The organism is Pseudomonas sp. DC3200b2 (assembly GCF_049895785.1).
GTDB lineage: Bacteria > Pseudomonadota > Gammaproteobacteria > Pseudomonadales > Pseudomonadaceae > Aquipseudomonas > Aquipseudomonas massiliensis.
Genome location: NZ_JAFCTA010000004.1, coordinates 219,517 through 235,523, shown reverse-complemented (window position 1 = coordinate 235,523; position 16,007 = coordinate 219,517). Strand labels below are relative to the sequence as shown.

Annotated in this window: 13 protein-coding genes; 4 read left to right on the top strand and 9 right to left on the bottom strand. The window is 63.0% G+C overall.

Translation table 11 applies throughout. The annotated features are described in order from the left end of the window. The first annotated feature begins 238 nt into the window (after positions 1-238). Positions 239-523: an accessory factor UbiK family protein gene (locus ACP691_RS13740; protein ID WP_426150730.1), complete on the top strand. Its 285-nt coding sequence runs from the start codon at positions 239-241 to the stop codon at positions 521-523. Positions 524-561: 38 nt separating this feature from the next. Then, on the top strand, positions 562-1,479 hold the full coding sequence (locus ACP691_RS13735) for a LysR substrate-binding domain-containing protein (RefSeq protein WP_426150732.1): 918 nt from the start codon (positions 562-564) through the stop codon (positions 1,477-1,479). A 3-nt stretch (positions 1,480-1,482) separates the two neighbouring features. Here the strand turns inward: ACP691_RS13735 and yghX are convergent, their stop codons facing one another. From yghX to ACP691_RS13720, 3 genes are all read right to left on the bottom strand, one after another. Next, positions 1,483-2,367: a YghX family hydrolase gene (gene yghX, locus ACP691_RS13730; protein WP_426150734.1), complete on the bottom strand. Its 885-nt coding sequence runs from the start codon at positions 2,365-2,367 to the stop codon at positions 1,483-1,485. Between the two features lie 78 nt (positions 2,368-2,445). Continuing rightward, entirely contained in the window at positions 2,446-2,847 is a 402-nt protein-coding gene (locus ACP691_RS13725) for an NUDIX hydrolase (RefSeq protein WP_426150736.1), read from the bottom strand. Positions 2,848-2,901: 54 nt separating this feature from the next. Next, the gene (locus ACP691_RS13720) at positions 2,902-4,119 is read right to left on the bottom strand and encodes a GGDEF domain-containing protein (RefSeq protein ID WP_426150738.1); all 1,218 of its coding nucleotides are present in this window, start codon (positions 4,117-4,119) and stop codon (positions 2,902-2,904) included. Between the two features lie 231 nt (positions 4,120-4,350). Between ACP691_RS13720 and ACP691_RS13715 the strand changes: the two genes are divergently transcribed. Next, a complete protein-coding gene (locus ACP691_RS13715; protein ID WP_426150740.1) occupies positions 4,351-5,844 on the top strand; it encodes a YifB family Mg chelatase-like AAA ATPase in 1,494 nt (497 codons plus the stop codon). A gap of 34 nt (positions 5,845-5,878) precedes the next feature. On the opposite strand, the gene ACP691_RS13710 is transcribed toward ACP691_RS13715, so the two are convergent. From ACP691_RS13710 to ACP691_RS13690, 5 genes are all read right to left on the bottom strand, one after another. Next, positions 5,879-7,255, bottom strand: a complete 1,377-nt coding sequence (locus ACP691_RS13710) for a hypothetical protein (RefSeq protein ID WP_426150742.1) — start codon at positions 7,253-7,255, stop codon at positions 5,879-5,881. Position 7,256: 1 nt separating this feature from the next. Beyond that, positions 7,257-8,243: a nucleoid-associated protein gene (locus tag ACP691_RS13705; protein ID WP_426150744.1), complete on the bottom strand. Its 987-nt coding sequence runs from the start codon at positions 8,241-8,243 to the stop codon at positions 7,257-7,259. A 131-nt stretch (positions 8,244-8,374) separates the two neighbouring features. Beyond that, positions 8,375-9,262 (bottom strand): class A beta-lactamase, encoded by an 888-nt coding sequence (gene bla / locus ACP691_RS13700; RefSeq protein ID WP_426150746.1) that lies wholly within the window; start codon positions 9,260-9,262, stop codon positions 8,375-8,377. A gap of 49 nt (positions 9,263-9,311) precedes the next feature. Continuing rightward, complete coding sequence (locus ACP691_RS13695) at positions 9,312-10,604, bottom strand: NAD(P)/FAD-dependent oxidoreductase (RefSeq protein WP_426150747.1); 1,293 nt, start codon at positions 10,602-10,604, stop codon at positions 9,312-9,314. Between the two features lie 32 nt (positions 10,605-10,636). Beyond that, a complete protein-coding gene (locus tag ACP691_RS13690; protein WP_426150749.1) occupies positions 10,637-12,127 on the bottom strand; it encodes an aldehyde dehydrogenase family protein in 1,491 nt (496 codons plus the stop codon). A gap of 244 nt (positions 12,128-12,371) precedes the next feature. On the opposite strand from ACP691_RS13690, the gene hglS reads away from it, so the two are divergent. Beyond that, positions 12,372-13,763 (top strand): 2-oxoadipate dioxygenase/decarboxylase HglS, encoded by a 1,392-nt coding sequence (hglS, locus tag ACP691_RS13685; RefSeq protein WP_426150751.1) that lies wholly within the window; start codon positions 12,372-12,374, stop codon positions 13,761-13,763. Between the two features lie 212 nt (positions 13,764-13,975). Here hglS and ACP691_RS13680 read toward each other — a convergent pair whose 3' ends face one another. After that, positions 13,976-15,961 carry a methyl-accepting chemotaxis protein gene (locus tag ACP691_RS13680; protein WP_426199716.1) on the bottom strand — a complete coding sequence of 662 codons (1,986 nt, stop codon included), beginning with the start codon at positions 15,959-15,961 and terminating at the stop codon, positions 13,976-13,978. Positions 15,962-16,007: the final 46 nt, after the last annotated feature.

The following is a 16,007-nucleotide window of genomic DNA, read 5'->3' as shown; positions in this document are numbered from 1 at the left end:
CAGTGCATGGGTCGCCTGGCTTCAAGCAGAAACCTTGCCACTTCTGGCCAACCCCCGGATTTCGCCTCTGTCGTAGTGCTTGATGGCAAAAAGAAATCGCTGGCTCATGACAGCCGCACAGCATTGGTGCGGCGCCCTACCAGGTGGCGCCCAACAAGTGTGCGTGGCTGCGACGCCCGGCAGCTACCGACACGCGTGGTACACTTGCAGGCAGTCGCCCCCTTTGGAACCGCCTTCCATGCTCCCGCCCAAAGCTTTTCTCGATGCCTTGACCGACCAAGCCAGCCGTCTGCTGGGGGGTGATGCACTGCCGCCTCGGCAGGAGTTCGAAAACCAGTTTCGGACACTGCTGCAAGGCGCTTTCTCGCGCCTCGACCTGGTCAGCCGGGAAGAATTCGATACGCAGATGGCAGTACTGGCCCGTACACGGGCCAAGGTTGACGCGCTGGAAGCCAGGCTGGGCGAGCTGGAAGCGCGCCTGGCGTCCGGAGAGGTCTTGCCAGCGGCACCTGACCAGGCTTGATCTGACCGCCTTCCGTCACTGCCGGGTACCCGTCGCCAATGAACCGCAATGAACTGCGCAAGGCCGATATAAACCTGATGGTGGTGTTCGAAGCTCTGATGCTCGAACGCAACGTTACCCGTGTCGCGGAAAAGCTGTTTCTGGGCCAGCCTACGATCAGCGCGGCACTCAATCGCCTCAGGGCATTGTTCAACGATCCGTTGTTCATTCGGGTCGGCCACCGTATGGAGCCCACCGCTCGTGCCGAAGAGTTGATCAGGCACTTGTCACCCGCGCTGGATGCAATGTCGGTTGCCTTGAGCCTCAGCCACGACTTCGATCCGGGCACCAGCAAGATGACCTTCCGCATCGGTTTGTCCGATGACGTGGAGTTCGGCCTGCTGCCTCCTCTGTTGCGGGCGCTGCGCCAGGAAGCGCCGGATGTCGTGGTGGTGGTGCAGCATGTGGATTATTGGCGCATCCCGGACCTGCTCGCGGCCGGCGATATCACGGTAGGCATCAGCCAGACCCGCGGCCTGCCCGCCAACGCCAAGCGCAAGCTGCTGCGCAGGATGCATGCCCGGGTGCTGCGGGCGGACAAGGCGAACAGCCCATTGACGCTGGACGAATACTGCAGCCGCCCCCATGTGGTGGTATCTCATACTGCCAATACCCGGGGCATCGCCGATGAATGGCTGGATGAGATAGGCCGTACCCGCAAGGTAGTGCTTTCGGTGCCTCAATTCAGTTCATTGCCCGCCATACTGGCAGGCACGGACCTGCTTGCCGGCTGTCCGGATTACGCCGCCACCGCCATGGAAGCCTGGGGCACGCTGCATGCCGAACCCCTGCCCTTCGACACTCCGGCATTGGAGCTCTCGATGGTGTGGCTCAGCATCACCGACACCGACCCGGCCGAACGCTGGCTGCGCTCACGCCTGGAACAACATATGGGTGACGGCGGCCTCAAGGCGTAAGCGTCAGGCAAGGTATCGCTTGAACCACGCCAGCGTCCGATCCCAGGCGAGCTTGGCGGCCGCTTCGTCGTAGCGTGGCGTGGAATCATTATGGAAGCCGTGGTTCACCCCGGGATAAATATGAGCTTCATACGTTTTCCCCGCTGCCTTCAGGGCTTGCTCGTAAGCCGGCCACCCCTCGTTAATGGCGGTATCCAGTTCGGCGTAGTGCAGTAGCAGGGGCGCCTGGATACGCGGTACGTCTTCAGCCTTCGGTTGGCGCCCATAGAAGGGCACGGCGGCATCGAGTTCCGGGTAGGCCACCGCGGCGGCGTTGGACACCCCGCCCCCATAACAGAACCCGGTGATACCTACCTTGTCCGTGGCGGTGGGGTGCGCCTTGATCCATTCCAGGGCGGCGAAGAAGTCATTCATCAGCTTCTGTGGGTCCACCTTCTGTTGCAGTTCGCGTCCCTTGTCGTCGTTGCCCGGATAACCCCCTACCGAGCTGAGCCCATCAGGCGCCAGGGCCACATACCCTGCCTTGGCCAGTCGCCGGGCGACGTCTTCGATATAGGGGTTCAGCCCGCGGTTCTCATGCACTACCACAATACCTGGCGCCTTCTCGACAGCCTTGGGGCGCACCAGATAACCCCGCACCTGACCATGTCCATTGGGCGAGGGATAAGTCAGGTACTGCGCGACGATGTCTGGATCGGTGAAAGGCACTTGCTCGGCCAGGGCGTAGTTGGGGCTCAGGGACGCCAGCAAGGCCGAAGCCGTCATCCCTGCCACCGTGAAGGCCGCGGCGCGGTCGAGAAAGTCCCGACGGCTGATCCGGCCGTGGGCGTAATAGTCGTACAGCTCCAGCAGTTCGGGCGCGAAATCCTTGGCGGTCAGACGTTGCATGAGGTGCTCCTTCGGCGATGGGCGGCCGAAAGACTATAGCTGAGCGGCGTGGCGCTGCCCGGCGCAAACCCGGCGACTTCAAGCGGGCGTGAACAACCGAGGCAATACCGAATCCCGGGTCAGGGGCGCCAGGTTCAGGCTTTGGGCCTGCTGAAGGTCTACCCACACCGCTTCTTCGATTTCGGCGGCGGGCTTTACCGGCATCCGGACCTTCACTTCGAACAGCTCGCAGCGCACTTCAAAGCCAGGCTCGTTCGCCGCGGGCGCTGTGTAGGCTCCCAGGTAGGCCGCCTGGGCTGGAGCTATCTCTATGCCCAGCTCTTCATTCAACTCACGCGCCAGGGCCTGTATGGGATGCTCACCGGGTTCGATCTTGCCACCCGGCTGCATGAAGAATGCGGTACCACGCTTGCGCACCAGAAGGGTTCGGCCATTACCGTCCAGCAGTAGCGCGGCGGCGATGAGGATAGAGCGAGTCATGGCGGGAGCCCCTGGAGAAATGGGCTGCAAGTCTAACCCAATGGCTGGCAGGCTTCAGCGGCTGACCAGTTCCGGCTCGGCGCTGCACAGCCGATTGCGCCCCTGATGCTTGGCGGCGTAGAGGGCTGCGTCCGCCCGGGCAATCAAGGTATCGGCACTGACCCAGGGCGCCGTGCCTGTGGCCACTCCAAGGCTGATGGTGACCTGCGCGTTGGCTCCCATGACCGGATGGGGAAGCTTCAGATCCAGCACGGCCTGGCGTAGATTCTCGGCCAGATCCCGCCCGCGCGCCATGGTGGCCTCAGGCACCAGTACCAGGATCTCTTCCCCGCCGAAGCGAAACGTCAATGCGCCTGCCCGCTGCGCGGTACGCTGCACTGCCTGGCTCAAGGCCTTGAGGCAGATATCCCCCTGCATATGGCCGTAGCTGTCGTTGTAGGCCTTGAAGTGATCGATATCCAGCAGGATGACCCCTACGGGGCACGGCGCCTCATTGGCCTCGTTCCACCAGCGGGCCAGGACTTCAGCCTGATAGCGCCGGTTGTAAAGCTGCGTCAGAGGGTCTGTACGGGCCATCTGAGTCAGTTGAGCCTGTAGCAGGCGGCCGCGCAAGGCATAGAGGTAACTGAACCGGCCGCCGCGTTCCATGAAATAGGAGGCCATCAACAAGAGGATCGCCGTGGAAACGAAGAACAGGGCGTTGGATTGCCAGGTGATCGCACCCATGAAGCCCGCGACATGCGTTGTGACCAGTTGTATCACCGTCATGCAGGTAAGCGCCGCCGCCGCCCAACGCAAGGGCACCTGCTGGATCATGGCGCAGTACACCATGAGCAACAGCATGCCGAACTGGTAGTGCAGGCGATGCGGGCTTTCGCTGTGGATCATGATCAGCAAGGGTATCAGCGAAGCGAATACCGTTCCGAAAGTGGCCAGGCCTTCCATGAGCGCGCGCGACTTCAGCCGCTGGACGATCAGCAAGAGCGCGATCATCACCGGGGTGACCAACAACAGGCGGCCAGCCACCAGAAGGCCGAAGGTGTCGTTCAGGTTCAGCCAGTCGCTGATCAGGAACAGGTCATACACCAGGGCGCCAGCGATGCCCGTAGCGGTGAGAAACTGTCGCCGCTGCGCCTGGCTATCGGCCTGGTAGAGTGCCTCCAGCGCAGGCTCGAAACGCAACCCCCGCCCTCGTGAAGCGAGGCTACGCTCCACAGCTTCCAAGGCAAGCGGGTCAGGTTGGCAAGGGGTGTCTGGAATGAAGGCTGACATGTGATACCGGTAATGGTTGAGGCGGCGCCGATCAGCACTGGACCGCGCGAGTGATAGTTAAGTGCCATCACTGCTTAGCATACGCCTATCTTCATGAGCATAGACGGGCATTGGTCGGGCAGGGCTCAATGTCCAGCCTCCTGACATATCCTGCTCAACTCTGATTGCCCAGACAGGGTTTTCCTTGGGGTAAGCTTTCCGCGTCGCAAGGATGCGTCTGCAGGAGCTGTCATGTCTCTCGCCATTGTTCACAGCCGCGCCCAGGTCGGGGTCGGAGCGCCTCTGGTGCAGGTGGAGGCCCATTTGGCCAATGGGCTGCCTGCCCTGACGCTGGTAGGCCTGCCCGAAGCCTCGGTCAAGGAAAGCAAGGACCGGGTCCGCAGTGCCATCGTCAACTCCGGGCTCAATTTTCCAGCCCGGCGCATTACGCTCAACCTTGCGCCGGCGGACCTGCCGAAGGACGGCGGCCGCTTCGACCTGGCCATCGCCCTGGGCATACTTGCCGGTAGCGGGCAGGTGGCGGCCGACGGGCTACGGGAAATCGAATGCCTCGGCGAGCTGGCATTGTCCGGGGCGGTGCGATCGGTCCAGGGCGTGCTGCCCGCAGCGTTGGCCGCGCGGGATGCGGGGCGGGCGCTGGTCGTGCCCAAGGCCAATGCCGAGGAAGCGGCCCTGGCCAATGGCCTGACGGTGATCGCGGTGGACACTCTGTCGGAGCTGGTAGGCCATTTCAATGGGCAAGCTCCCCTCAGCCCTTTCAAGGCCCAAGGGCTGTGCCTGGCCCAGCGCCCCTACCCGGACCTCAACGAGGTCCAGGGCCAGGTTGCGGCCAAGCGCGCCCTGCTCGTGGCCGCCGCTGGGGCCCACAACCTGCTGCTCAGCGGCCCGCCCGGCACTGGCAAGACGCTGCTGGCCAGCCGCCTTCCAGGGCTGCTGCCCCCACTTAGCGAACACGAGGCCCTGGAGGTGGCGGCCATTCATTCGGTCGCCAGTCATGTACCGCTCAATAGCTGGCCCCACCGGCCGTTTCGCCAACCTCACCATTCCGCGTCTGGCGCGGCCCTGGTAGGCGGCGGCGGGAGGCCGCAACCTGGGGAGATCACCCTGGCCCACCATGGCGTACTCTTCTTGGACGAACTGCCCGAGTTCGACCGCAAGGTGCTGGAGGTGCTACGCGAGCCCCTGGAGTCTGGCGAAATCGTGATCGCCCGCGCCCGGGACAAGATCCGCTTCCCCGCGCGCTTCCAACTGGTGGCCGCGATGAATCCGTGCCCGTGCGGTTACCTGGGCGACAGCACCGGGCGTTGCCGATGCACTACCGAGCAGATCGATCGCTATCGAAACAAATTGTCCGGCCCCCTGCTGGATCGTATCGACTTGCATGTGACGGTATCCCGGGAGACCACCACCCTCAACCCCAACGGTCCGCGCGGGGACCCTACCGCCAGGGTCGCGAACCAGGTGGCCGAAGCACGGGGCCTTCAACTCCACCGCCAAGGCTGCGCCAATGCCTTCCTCGACCTCAATGGCCTGCGAGCCCACTGCGGGCTGGAACGGGTTGACGAAGCCTGGCTTGAACAGGCCTGCGAGCGGCTTACCTTATCGTTGCGCGCGGCGCATCGCCTACTGAAGGTCGCGCGTACCCTGGCGGATCTGGATGGCCAGGTCGGTATCCGGCGGGAGCATCTGGCGGAGGCCTTGCAATACCGGCCAGCGGCAGGCTGAGGTCTAGCCTGGCATGCCATGGCCGAGCAACCTTTTACACCGCCTTGGAATAGGCCAGATACAGCAAGCACCAACCCACCCCGGCATAGAGGCAGAAGCACACTGCCCAGGTAGCCCAGAAGACCTTGCGCCCGGCACGAATGGGGTGTTCCACCAGTTGGCTCCAATCCTGGTCGGACATGAAGCTGTAAAGCTTGTTGCGCCAGTCCCTGCGGCTCGCGTTGGTCAGAGCGTTGAAGCAGAATGCGGAAACGCCGCTCACGCTGACGCTCACCAGTAGCAGAATGGCGGTCGCGGTGTAGAGCCATTGCACCAGCCTGGCATCCACGGTTACCGGTATGCCCGGGGTCTTGAGCGCCAGCACCAGCCCGGCGATGGTGAAGTCTCGCCACACGGAAGACAGCAGGTCACGCGTGGCCGCCTGCGTTCTGGCCACCTCTTCCTGCAGGCCTTTGCGCAGCTCCCCCAGGCCCTTGACCGCTTCCTTGCTCTGGTCCTGGAGGTAGAAGGCGAATGCCTCCCGCGCCCCGGCCAGGCTGTTGGCGAGCACTTGCCTGGCACCCTCGGGCCAGTCCAAGCCATGCACCCAATTGACGGCCAAATGGTTGTTCAACAGCTGGAACTTGGTTTCCGCTTCCCGCGGTGTTCCGTATACCCATAGGCAGGCTTCGTTGAAACGCTCATGGTCGTGAAGGTTCCAGGCCACATCCCTGATCGCCACGGGCAGCGAGCGTCCTCCACGCAATATGGCTTCGACATCCCTACCCTCGCCGCGAATTTCCGCAGGCAGGCAGAAAGCGAGGTTGCGCGTAGCCACGGCAGCCCAGGCTGCGTAGACCTCACTGTCGGCCGCTGGCGGCTGCAATACCAGCCAGGGGCTGATCGAGGCGGGCGTATAGGCATGGGTCATATCGCGCACCAGCTTCCACGGCTTCTCCGGAAGCTGCTCTATGGTCGGCAGGCTGCGATCGGTGCCGAAGGGGCGAATGGCGTGCTGGTAGCTGGCGAACGGAGCGAAGCTTGCAGCTACCCACACGCATAGCCTTCTGGCGTCGATGGCCTGCCCGGCGCTGAATTGCAGCAGCCAGTGTTCGAAACCAGCGAGGGTCGCGAAATACAGCCAGTGCTCGGCGTAGGCCTTGGTGACGATCACCCTGACGGGCTCATAGGCGTCCTCGGCATTGAACGCTGACGCTGACCATTGCTCGCCGCTCAGCGAGCCAATGATGCTGAGCTCACCCAACTGCTGTTCGGCCAGCCAGGCAGAGGTTCGCCTGAGCTGGTCGATGAAGGCCTGGCCGAGGCCTTCGAGGTCGTCCATGCGAATCTGCGCCTGGGATTCGGAAATCTCTACCTTGGTGCTTACACCGGGCTGCTCCAGCAACCGGACCAGTTCCGCACCGAAGTTCATGTCAGATCTCGCTTAGTTGGGCCGTCGTGATAGTGATGACCTTACCATCTTCGGAAACATGAAAGTGATCACCGAGCCCGGCCGGCACGGTAATCAATACACCTTCGTGGGTTTTATAGCGCACCCGCCGCTCGGGTGGCAGCGCATCGGGCACGTAGTCGAACACCTCTCCGGACAACCCCTGTGCGACCAACTCTCGCTCGAAGGAGGCCCTGATGCGATCGTTGCCACTGGTACCGAACAGCTGGCCATAGAAGGTCTGCGCATCGAAGGTCTTCTGGTGCTCGGCGATGTCCCGCACCAATTCGCCGACGCGGTAGGTAAAGGACGCCGGCAGCAGATCCCTGTGCTTGGCTACTACCTTGATCACCGCCTTCTGCAAGGCCTCGGTCAGTTCCGCGGGTCGCTTGGTACGGGTGACATCCAGGAACTTCCTGAAGAGCTCGCTGATGCTGGCTCGGCTCTGGCGGTCGATCACCGCCACCTGGCCATCGGCCGGGTCCGCCTGAAGGTCTACCAGGGCAGACTTCTGCAGCGCCTTGGCAGACTGGGTGAAATTGTTGACCACTTCCTCCAGCACTGCCTGACCACCGCTACGGGTATAGCTGACCACTTCATCAGAGTCATATTTGATGAGTGAGTAGTACTTGCTGCTGCCGGACACCAGTTCAATGACGATCAGCACGCCAGGAGTCACCCGCCTGTCATAGAGCGCGTTGAACTGGTCCGCCAGACGCTTGGAGAAATCCACAAAGCTGGTGGTCCCTGCCTGCCAGGCTTCGATGGCCAGCTTGACGGGCGAGCCGGGCATGAACGAAAAGCGGTTTCCTCGCAGGGTGTCCTTGATCCGCGCGATGAAAAAAGGCTCGAAGCGTCCCAGCGGGACCTCTTCGAAATAGTCGGGATCAGTCCTGCCGTGGTGCACGACATGGAAGATGAAATTGGTGATGTTCAGCGTTGCGATCTGTTCGTCCGTTAGCGTGGCCAAAGCTTACCCTTCCCCGCGATGATGGCTATCTGATTCACCCGCTCGGCTACCGCCTGCAGCCTCAGATAGCCCTCAAACTACTGTATATGGATACAGTTATCAAGCAAGCCGGCCAGCCGGTCTCCCCGCCATCAGGAGACGCTTGCTACCCAGTCGGCCACAATCCGTGCCATCCGGGCCAAGACATCGCTACGGGGCTCCGCCGCGGCAGCAGGCTGGGTGCTATAGAGCGCGATCACAACCGGCCTGTCCTTGGCGGGCCAGATTATCCCGACATCATTGGCCGTACCGTAGTCCCCGGAACCGGTTTTATCAGCGACTTTCCAGCCGTGTGGCACCCCGGCTCGTATCCGTGCATCTCCTGTTGTATTCGCTAGCAGCCAGTCCGTTAGCTGGGCTTGCGACCGGGCATCGAGACCTTGCCCCAGCAACAGTGTTTGCAGCGTAGCCGCCATGGCCCCGGGAGTTGTAGTGTCGCGAGGGTCACCCGGAATGGCGCTGTTGAGTTCGGTTTCCCAGCGGTCCAGGCGCAGGCTGTTGTCGCCTAGCTGTCGGGCGAAAGCCGTCAAGCCAGCAGGGCCACCCACTTCTCGCAAAAGCAGGTTGCCGGCTGTGTTGTCGCTGTATTGCAAGCCGGCGGCACATAACTCGGCCAGGGTCATGCCAGCAGCCAGGTGCTGCTCAGTCACGGGCGAATAGGTAACCAGGTCCGACTGCTGGTAGCGCACCCGCCGACCGAGGCCAGAAAGCCCTGCCTGTTTCAAGATCGCGGCGGCAAGCACGACCTTGAAGGTGCTGCACAAGGGAAAGGCTTCATCCGCGCGCCAGCGCAGCGCGCGACCGTGGCTAGGGTCTAGCGCACATAGCCCTAGCCGGCCATTGAACTCCCTTTCAAGGGCCGCAAGGGCCACTTGGGCAGGTTCATCTTCAGCCCGAGCTGTTGCCCAGGAAAGCAGCGGCAAGCACGCGCTGAATGTAAGCAGGTGACGACGCAGCAGCACAAAAAACCTCCGGTGCATGGAAAATGGACGCCCAGGCTGCCACAGCGAGCCCGGGTCGGCCACTGCGTCAGAGCACCAGCCGCAAGCATTGCCCCGCATGGTAGAGGGAGAAGCCTGTTTCATAGACGCTGCTGCGCAGTGACGGAGCGCTGACCGGGCGCTGCCGGGAAAACGGCATGGGCAAGTCGGCGGCGCGTTCATCGATAAGAAAGTCCGCCATGGCGGCGCCGAGTACTGTCCCCGTGGTATTGCCCCGGCCGTTATAGCCCGTGACCGCGATCAATCCTGGCGCTGGCTCATAGAGACGCACCAGGTGATCGGGGGTGAAATCGATGGCGCCGGTCCAGTGGCACTCCCATTCCACCCGTCCCAATTCCGGGAAGTAATGGCGCTGGATACGGTCAGCCCAACTGCGCACGAACCAGGCCGGCTTGTTGTCCAGGCGTCCCATGCTGCCGAGCAGTAGGCGGCCATGGTCGTCCCGACGAATGCTGCTGAGCACCATGCGTGTGTCCCAGGAGCCCTTGGCATGAGGCAGGATGGCATCGGCAGCCGGGCCAGAAAGCGGCACGGAAGCCACCTGAAGGTAATAGCCTCGGAAGTAGTCACGCTTGGCAGCGTTCCAGTCACCCTCGGTGTAAGCCCCGGTTGCGATGACCACTTTGTCCGCAAGCACAGCGCCTTCGGCTGTCTGCACCTGCCATTGGCTGCCTTCGCGCCGCAGGCCACGGACCGCGGCCTGGCCATACAGCTTAGCGCCAAGGCGCCCTACGGCAGCAGCCAGGCCACGGGTATAGGCCATGGGATTGATGGTGCCGGCCCGGTAGTCCAGAAGCGCGGCGGATACCTTGGTGGTGCCGCAGTATTCCCGGCAGCGAGCCCCCGTGAGAAGCTCGACGTTCGCTCCGCGCCGCCGCCACTGGTCATGACGTGCCCGCAGATCTTGCTCACCGTTGGCGTTGTGCGCCATGTGCAGGGTGCCTCGAGAATGTGCCTGACAGTCAATGCCATGACGGGCGATGGTTTCGAACACCCGTGCCGGCGCTTCTCCCAGCACGCTGTTCAAGCGCCCGCCAACGTCAGTGCCCAACGTAGCTTCCACATCGTCGGGCTTGATCCAGGTACCGGCGTTGACCAGCCCCACGTTTCGCCCCGAGCCGCCATGGCCCACCTGGTGGGCATCGAGCAACGCCACTTGGTAACCGCGCTCCAGCAAACGAAGGGCGGCGCAAAGACCGGTGATTCCACCGCCGATCACACAGACGTGGGCCCGTACTTCCCGATCCAGGGAGGCGGCGGTCAGCGCGGGCGGTGATACAGCTTCCCACAGACATTCCTGACGCAATTGGCGGGGCGACATCGCAGGTTCTCTATCCCTATACGCAGTGGTTGTCAGTCGAACACAATCCCCTGGGCCAGCGGCAACTCACGGGAATAATTCACCGTATTGGTCTGCCGGCGCATGTAGGCGCGCCATGCGTCCGAACCAGACTCGCGGCCACCACCGGTTTCTTTCTCGCCACCGAAGGCGCCGCCGATCTCTGCGCCGCTGGTGCCAATGTTCACGTTGGCGATGCCGCAATCGCTGCCCGAAGCGCTCTGGAAGCGCTCTGCCTCACGGATATCGGTGGTAAAGATGCAGGAGGACAGGCCTTGTGGCACTTCGTTGTTCATCTCCAGGGCCTGTTCGAAGTCGTCATAGGCAATCACATACAGGATAGGCGCGAAGGTTTCGTGGCGTACCACGGCGCTCTGCGAGGGCATTTCCACCAGCGCCGGTGACACGTAATAGGCGTTGGGGTATTGCGCCTGCAGCTGACGCTCGCCGCCGAACACTTGCCCGCCTTCATCCCGGGCCTGGACCAGGGCATCCTGCATGGCCTGGAAGGATTGCTGGTCGATCAGGGGGCCGACCAGGTTGTTTTCGCGGGGGTCGCCGATGCGTACCTTGCCATAGGCGGCCTTCACCCGGGCCACTACTTCATCCTTGATCGAGCGATGTACGATCAGCCGACGCAGGGTCGTGCAGCGCTGGCCAGCGGTGCCCACCGCGGCGAACAGGATCCCGCGCACGGCCAGATCCAGGTCGGCGCTGGGCGCGAGGATCATGGCGTTGTTACCGCCCAGTTCGAGCAGGCTGCGGCCGAAGCGGGCAGCTACCCGCGGGCCGACTTCGCGCCCCATGCGGGTACTGCCAGTGGCGCTGACAAGCGCGACGCGACGGTCGTCGACCATGGCCTCGCCGGCTTCGCGGTCGCCCAGCAGCAACTGCGCCAGGCCTTGTGGCGCATCGCCGAAGCGGGCCAGGGTGCGGTCCAGCAGGGCCTGGCAAGCCAGGGCAGTGAGCGGAGTTTTCTCGGATGGTTTCCACACCACAGCGTTGCCACACACCAAGGCCAGGGCTGTATTCCAGGCCCAGACGGCAACAGGGAAGTTGAACGCGCTGATAACCCCTACCACGCCCAGCGGATGCCAGGTTTCACGCATGTGGTGACCAGGGCGCTCGGACGCGATCGTCAGGCCGTAGAGTTGTCGCGACAGGCCTACGGCAAAATCGCAGATATCGATCATCTCCTGGACTTCACCCAGGCCCTCCTGGGTAATCTTGCCGGCCTCGACCGAGACCAGCTCGCCCAGGTCGGCCTTGTGCTCGCGCAGGACTTCCGCGAACTGGCGCACCAGCTCGCCACGACGTGGCGCCGGTACGTCGCGCCAACTGAGAAAGGCCTCATGAGCCTGGCTGATACGAGCCTCGACCTCGGCCTTGCCTTGCAGGGCCACCGCGCCGATCCGGCTACCGTCGATGGGGGTGAATACCCCATGGCTACCTTGACGGTAGGCAGTGGCGGGTATTCCGAGGCGTTCCATCAGGCCGTCGATCATGGGCATTCTCCGTGATGAAGATGAGCAGCGTTACGCTGATATTTACCGTGCCCACGGTTCGCCTCAAGCGATCATTTGGCAGCACATCATTCCGTGCTGGAATGAAAACCGGTCAATCCATTGGCCTATGCAGGGTCGAGGCGTTTGGGAAATTAAGGAATGAATGGAAGATTTTTTTTCGCTTGTCCCAAGCCTTGCCCAGCCGTTGAATAGCATGGCCGTCCATGCCCAGGGAGCCATGCCCATGACCACCACCGGTTTCGCCCATCCTGACGAGATCCGCGCTCGCTTCTCCCGCGCCATGTCCGCCATGTACCGGGCGGAGGTACCGCTCTATGGGGAACTGCTGACCTTGGTGGCCGATATCAACCGTCATGCCCTGGACAGCCAACCGGCCCTGGCCGAAGCCATGGACCAGGCAGGCGACCTGCAGCGCCTGGCCGATGAGCGCCATGGCGCTATCAGGGTAGGCACCGCCGAGGAACTGGCAACCCTGGCACGCCTGTTCGCCGTCATGGGCATGCAACCGGTAGGTTACTACGACCTCTCGCCCGCTGGCGTACCGGTCCACTCCACTGCTTTCCGGGCAGTGCACGAAGACAGCCTGCGCATCAGCCCTTTCCGGGTGTTCACCTCTCTGCTGCGCCTGGAGCTGATCGACGACGCGCCCTTGCGCGCCCTGGCCGCGCAGCTATTGGCCAGTCGGCAGATCTTCACCCCGCGCGCGCTGGCGCTGATCGAGCGGCACGAACAGGCCGGCCACCTCACTGACAGCGAGGCTGACGAATTCGTGAAGCAAGCCCTGGAAACCTTCCGCTGGCATCGCCAGGCCAGGGTCAGCCGGGCGCAATACGACCAGCTACATGCCCAGCATCGGCTCATTGCCGACGTAGTGGCCTTTCAAGGTCCCCATATCAACCACCTCACTCCCCGCACCCTGGATATCGACAGCGTGCAGGCCCAGATGCCCGCGCGCGGTATCGCGCCCAAGGCCGTGATCGAAGGCCCGCCCCGGCGGCAGCAACCCATCCTGTTGCGTCAAACCAGCTTCAAGGCATTGGAGGAAGCGGTTGTATTCACCGACCCGGCCGGCACGATATCGGGCTCTCATAGCGCGCGTTTCGGCGAGATCGAGCAGCGGGGCGTGGCGCTGACGCCCAAGGGCCGCGAGCTGTACGACCGCCTTTTGGGGCAGGCCCGGGCCGGCCTGAACGGTGTGCCGGCCGAGCGCGACCCACAGGGCTATGCCCGCCTGCTGGAAGCGGCATTCAGCGATTTTCCGGATGACCTTGCTCAGCTACGCAGCCAGGGCCTGGCCTGGTTCCGCTACCGGCCTACTGCGCAGGGGCTGGCCAAGGGAATCAAAGGCTCTGACCTGGAAGCCCTGGTACGCGACGGAGACATCGCCTTCGAACCGATCATTTATGAAGACTTTCTGCCGGTCAGCGCCGCCGGGATCTTTCAATCCAACCTGGGCGGCGAGCCTCGCATCGACTACGGCAGCAATGCCAACCGCGAGCAGTTCGAGCGGGCGCTTGGACGCAGCGTGATCGATGAAATGGCGCTATATGCCCAGATGCAACAACGTTCGTTGGAAGCCTGCCAGACACAATTGGGCGGGAGCTTCGCTAGCTGACGACTCGTGCTCGATCAGAAAGCCTTTTCGCTAGCTGGCGCTAGCGCCCACCGTGATCACCTCAGAGCCCCATGAATGGGTTCGGCTCATCCGGTGGGAGTCAGCGGCAGCTGAGGGATAACGCCCTCCCCAGGCTTTCGGTTGCGCCGCGCCGAGGCGTCATCCTTGACGCCTGTACGATCCGAGCAAGCACCACCAACGGGCGCCTACAGTCAGTTCCTGACGCGGAAGCGGTCTACCTCGCGGCTCAGCTCGGCCGCCAGGCTTTCCAGGTCACGCGCCGTGATCGCCAGGTTGGATACGACTTCCCGTTGCTCACTGTTGGCGTGGGCGATGCTTTGCAGATTGCTGCTCAGCAGGGTCGCGGTATCGCTCTGCTCCTGGGTCGCGGTGGCGATGGCAGCGAACTGTTGCCCGGCCATGCGGCTCTGCTCGTCGATTCGAGACAGGGCGTCCGCTACCTTGGCATTGCGGGACAAACCTTCTTCCATTAGTTGATTGCCCTGCTCCATGGTCTGGATCGCCTGGCCGGTCTGCTGCTGGATGCTGGCGATCATGGTGGAAATTTCGTCTGTCGCCTGACGGGTACGCGAGGCCAGGCTGCGTACCTCATCGGCGACCACGGCGAAGCCCCTGCCCTGCTCGCCAGCCCGGGCGGCCTCGATGGCGGCATTAAGTGCCAACAGATTGGTCTGCTCGGCGATGGAAGTGATCACGCCCACGATGCCACCGATTTCCTGTGAACGTTGACCCAGGGTATCTATCACCTTGGCGGTATCGTTCAGGGCACCGGCGATCTGCTCCAACGACGAGGAAGCCTGGTCCATGGAGCTGCGCCCGGTACGGGTATGCTCGGCGTTCTGCTGTGCGACACGCTCGGTTTCGCTCATGTTGTCAGCGATATTCAAGGAAGTAGCGCTGAACTCCTCGACCGCACCCGCCATGCTGGTGATTTCGCCGCTCTGTTGTTCCATGCCTTCATAGGCGCCTGCAGACAGGCTGGACAACGCCTTGGCGCGGTCACTCACCTGCTCGGACGCTGCGCGGATGTGCCGCACCATGGTCGACAGGGCATCACCCATATGGTTGAAGCTACGAGCCAACTGCGCGATTTCATCGTTGCCGGCCACGTTCAGGCGGGCCTCCAGGTTACCCGCCCCCAAGGCTTCTGCCTGGCGGACCAGATCGCCCAGGGGCTTGAGGCGGCGACGCAACAGTAGAATGGCCGCGCCGACAGCGAGCAGGGTTGCGAGCAAGCTACCCAGCGCCAGCTTGGTGCCCACATCCCAAGTCACTGCGCGCAACTCCTGTATCGGCATGCTGGCGATCACCCGCCATGGCCCTTGGGCGAAGGGCACGCCGACGGAGTAATACTCGACTTCGCCATCGCTCCAGAAGTGCCCTTTGCCGGACGCGCCGTGTTCGCCGCCCAGCGCCTGGGCCGCCGCCTCTGCGTTCTTGACACCCGCCGGGGCGATCAGCCAACGGTTCTGGGCGTCGAGCAAGGCCAGTGAGCCGCTCTTGCCAATGCGGAAGTGGGTCAGGTTGTCGAACTGCGCCTTCTGAGCGTCGGTGTAATCAAAGCCCACGAACAGGACAGCAATCACCTTGCCAGCACGGTCGCGCACTGGGGTGTACTGAGTCATGTAGGAACGACCGAACAAGGCGGCCGCGCCTACATAGCTCTGCCCGTTCAACAATTTCTGATAGGCCGGGCTGGCATGATCGAGCTGTGTACCGATAGCGCGGCTGCCATCCTGCTTGGTCACGGAGGTGCTGATACGCACGAAGTCATCGCCACTGCGCACGAACACTGTCGCCACGCCAGCAGTCATCTTGCGAAAATCGTCGACTTCGCGCAGGTCATTGTTGAGCACCTCGTCGCCCAGCCACAGCCCGGGCGTAGGGTTGCCCGCTACCGTGACCGGCTGCTCGGGGTGGTGGGTCAGCCCGGCGGCGAAGCGCGACTCGAACAGCCCACTCAACCGCTGGGTGCTGTCGCGCAAGGTGTTATAGAAGGTGTCCAGCTGATCGGAAAGCAGCCTGGCCTCGCTCCCCATGTGTTCCTGGCGCGTCACCAGGTTCGCCTGATCCAGGGAACGCAGCGCAAAGGCAGTACTGCCTCCAATGACGACGATGAGGACGATGGCCAATGCGATGCCGAGCTGCCTGGCGATGAAAGCACGCGGTTGAGTCATTCTAGCTCCTGTTGGAAGTGCCGGTTGTGCCGGTCTCTAGGCTTCC

Excerpts from the sequence above, each read along its gene's own strand:
- ACP691_RS13740 (WP_426150730.1), top strand. The coding sequence starts at position 239 with ATGCTCCCGCCCAAAGCTTTTCTCGATGCCTTGACCGACCAAGCCAGC.
- ACP691_RS13735 (WP_426150732.1), top strand. The coding sequence starts at position 562 with ATGAACCGCAATGAACTGCGCAAGGCCGATATAAACCTGATGGTGGTG.
- yghX (WP_426150734.1), bottom strand. The coding sequence starts at position 2,367 with ATGCAACGTCTGACCGCCAAGGATTTCGCGCCCGAACTGCTGGAGCTG.
- ACP691_RS13725 (WP_426150736.1), bottom strand. The coding sequence starts at position 2,847 with ATGACTCGCTCTATCCTCATCGCCGCCGCGCTACTGCTGGACGGTAAT.
- ACP691_RS13720 (WP_426150738.1), bottom strand. The coding sequence starts at position 4,119 with ATGTCAGCCTTCATTCCAGACACCCCTTGCCAACCTGACCCGCTTGCC.
- ACP691_RS13715 (WP_426150740.1), top strand. The coding sequence starts at position 4,351 with ATGTCTCTCGCCATTGTTCACAGCCGCGCCCAGGTCGGGGTCGGAGCG.
- ACP691_RS13710 (WP_426150742.1), bottom strand. The coding sequence starts at position 7,255 with ATGAACTTCGGTGCGGAACTGGTCCGGTTGCTGGAGCAGCCCGGTGTA.
- bla (WP_426150746.1), bottom strand. The coding sequence starts at position 9,262 with ATGCACCGGAGGTTTTTTGTGCTGCTGCGTCGTCACCTGCTTACATTC.
- ACP691_RS13695 (WP_426150747.1), bottom strand. The coding sequence starts at position 10,604 with ATGTCGCCCCGCCAATTGCGTCAGGAATGTCTGTGGGAAGCTGTATCA.
- ACP691_RS13690 (WP_426150749.1), bottom strand. The coding sequence starts at position 12,127 with ATGATCGACGGCCTGATGGAACGCCTCGGAATACCCGCCACTGCCTAC.
- hglS (WP_426150751.1), top strand. The coding sequence starts at position 12,372 with ATGACCACCACCGGTTTCGCCCATCCTGACGAGATCCGCGCTCGCTTC.
- ACP691_RS13680 (WP_426199716.1), bottom strand. The coding sequence starts at position 15,961 with ATGACTCAACCGCGTGCTTTCATCGCCAGGCAGCTCGGCATCGCATTG.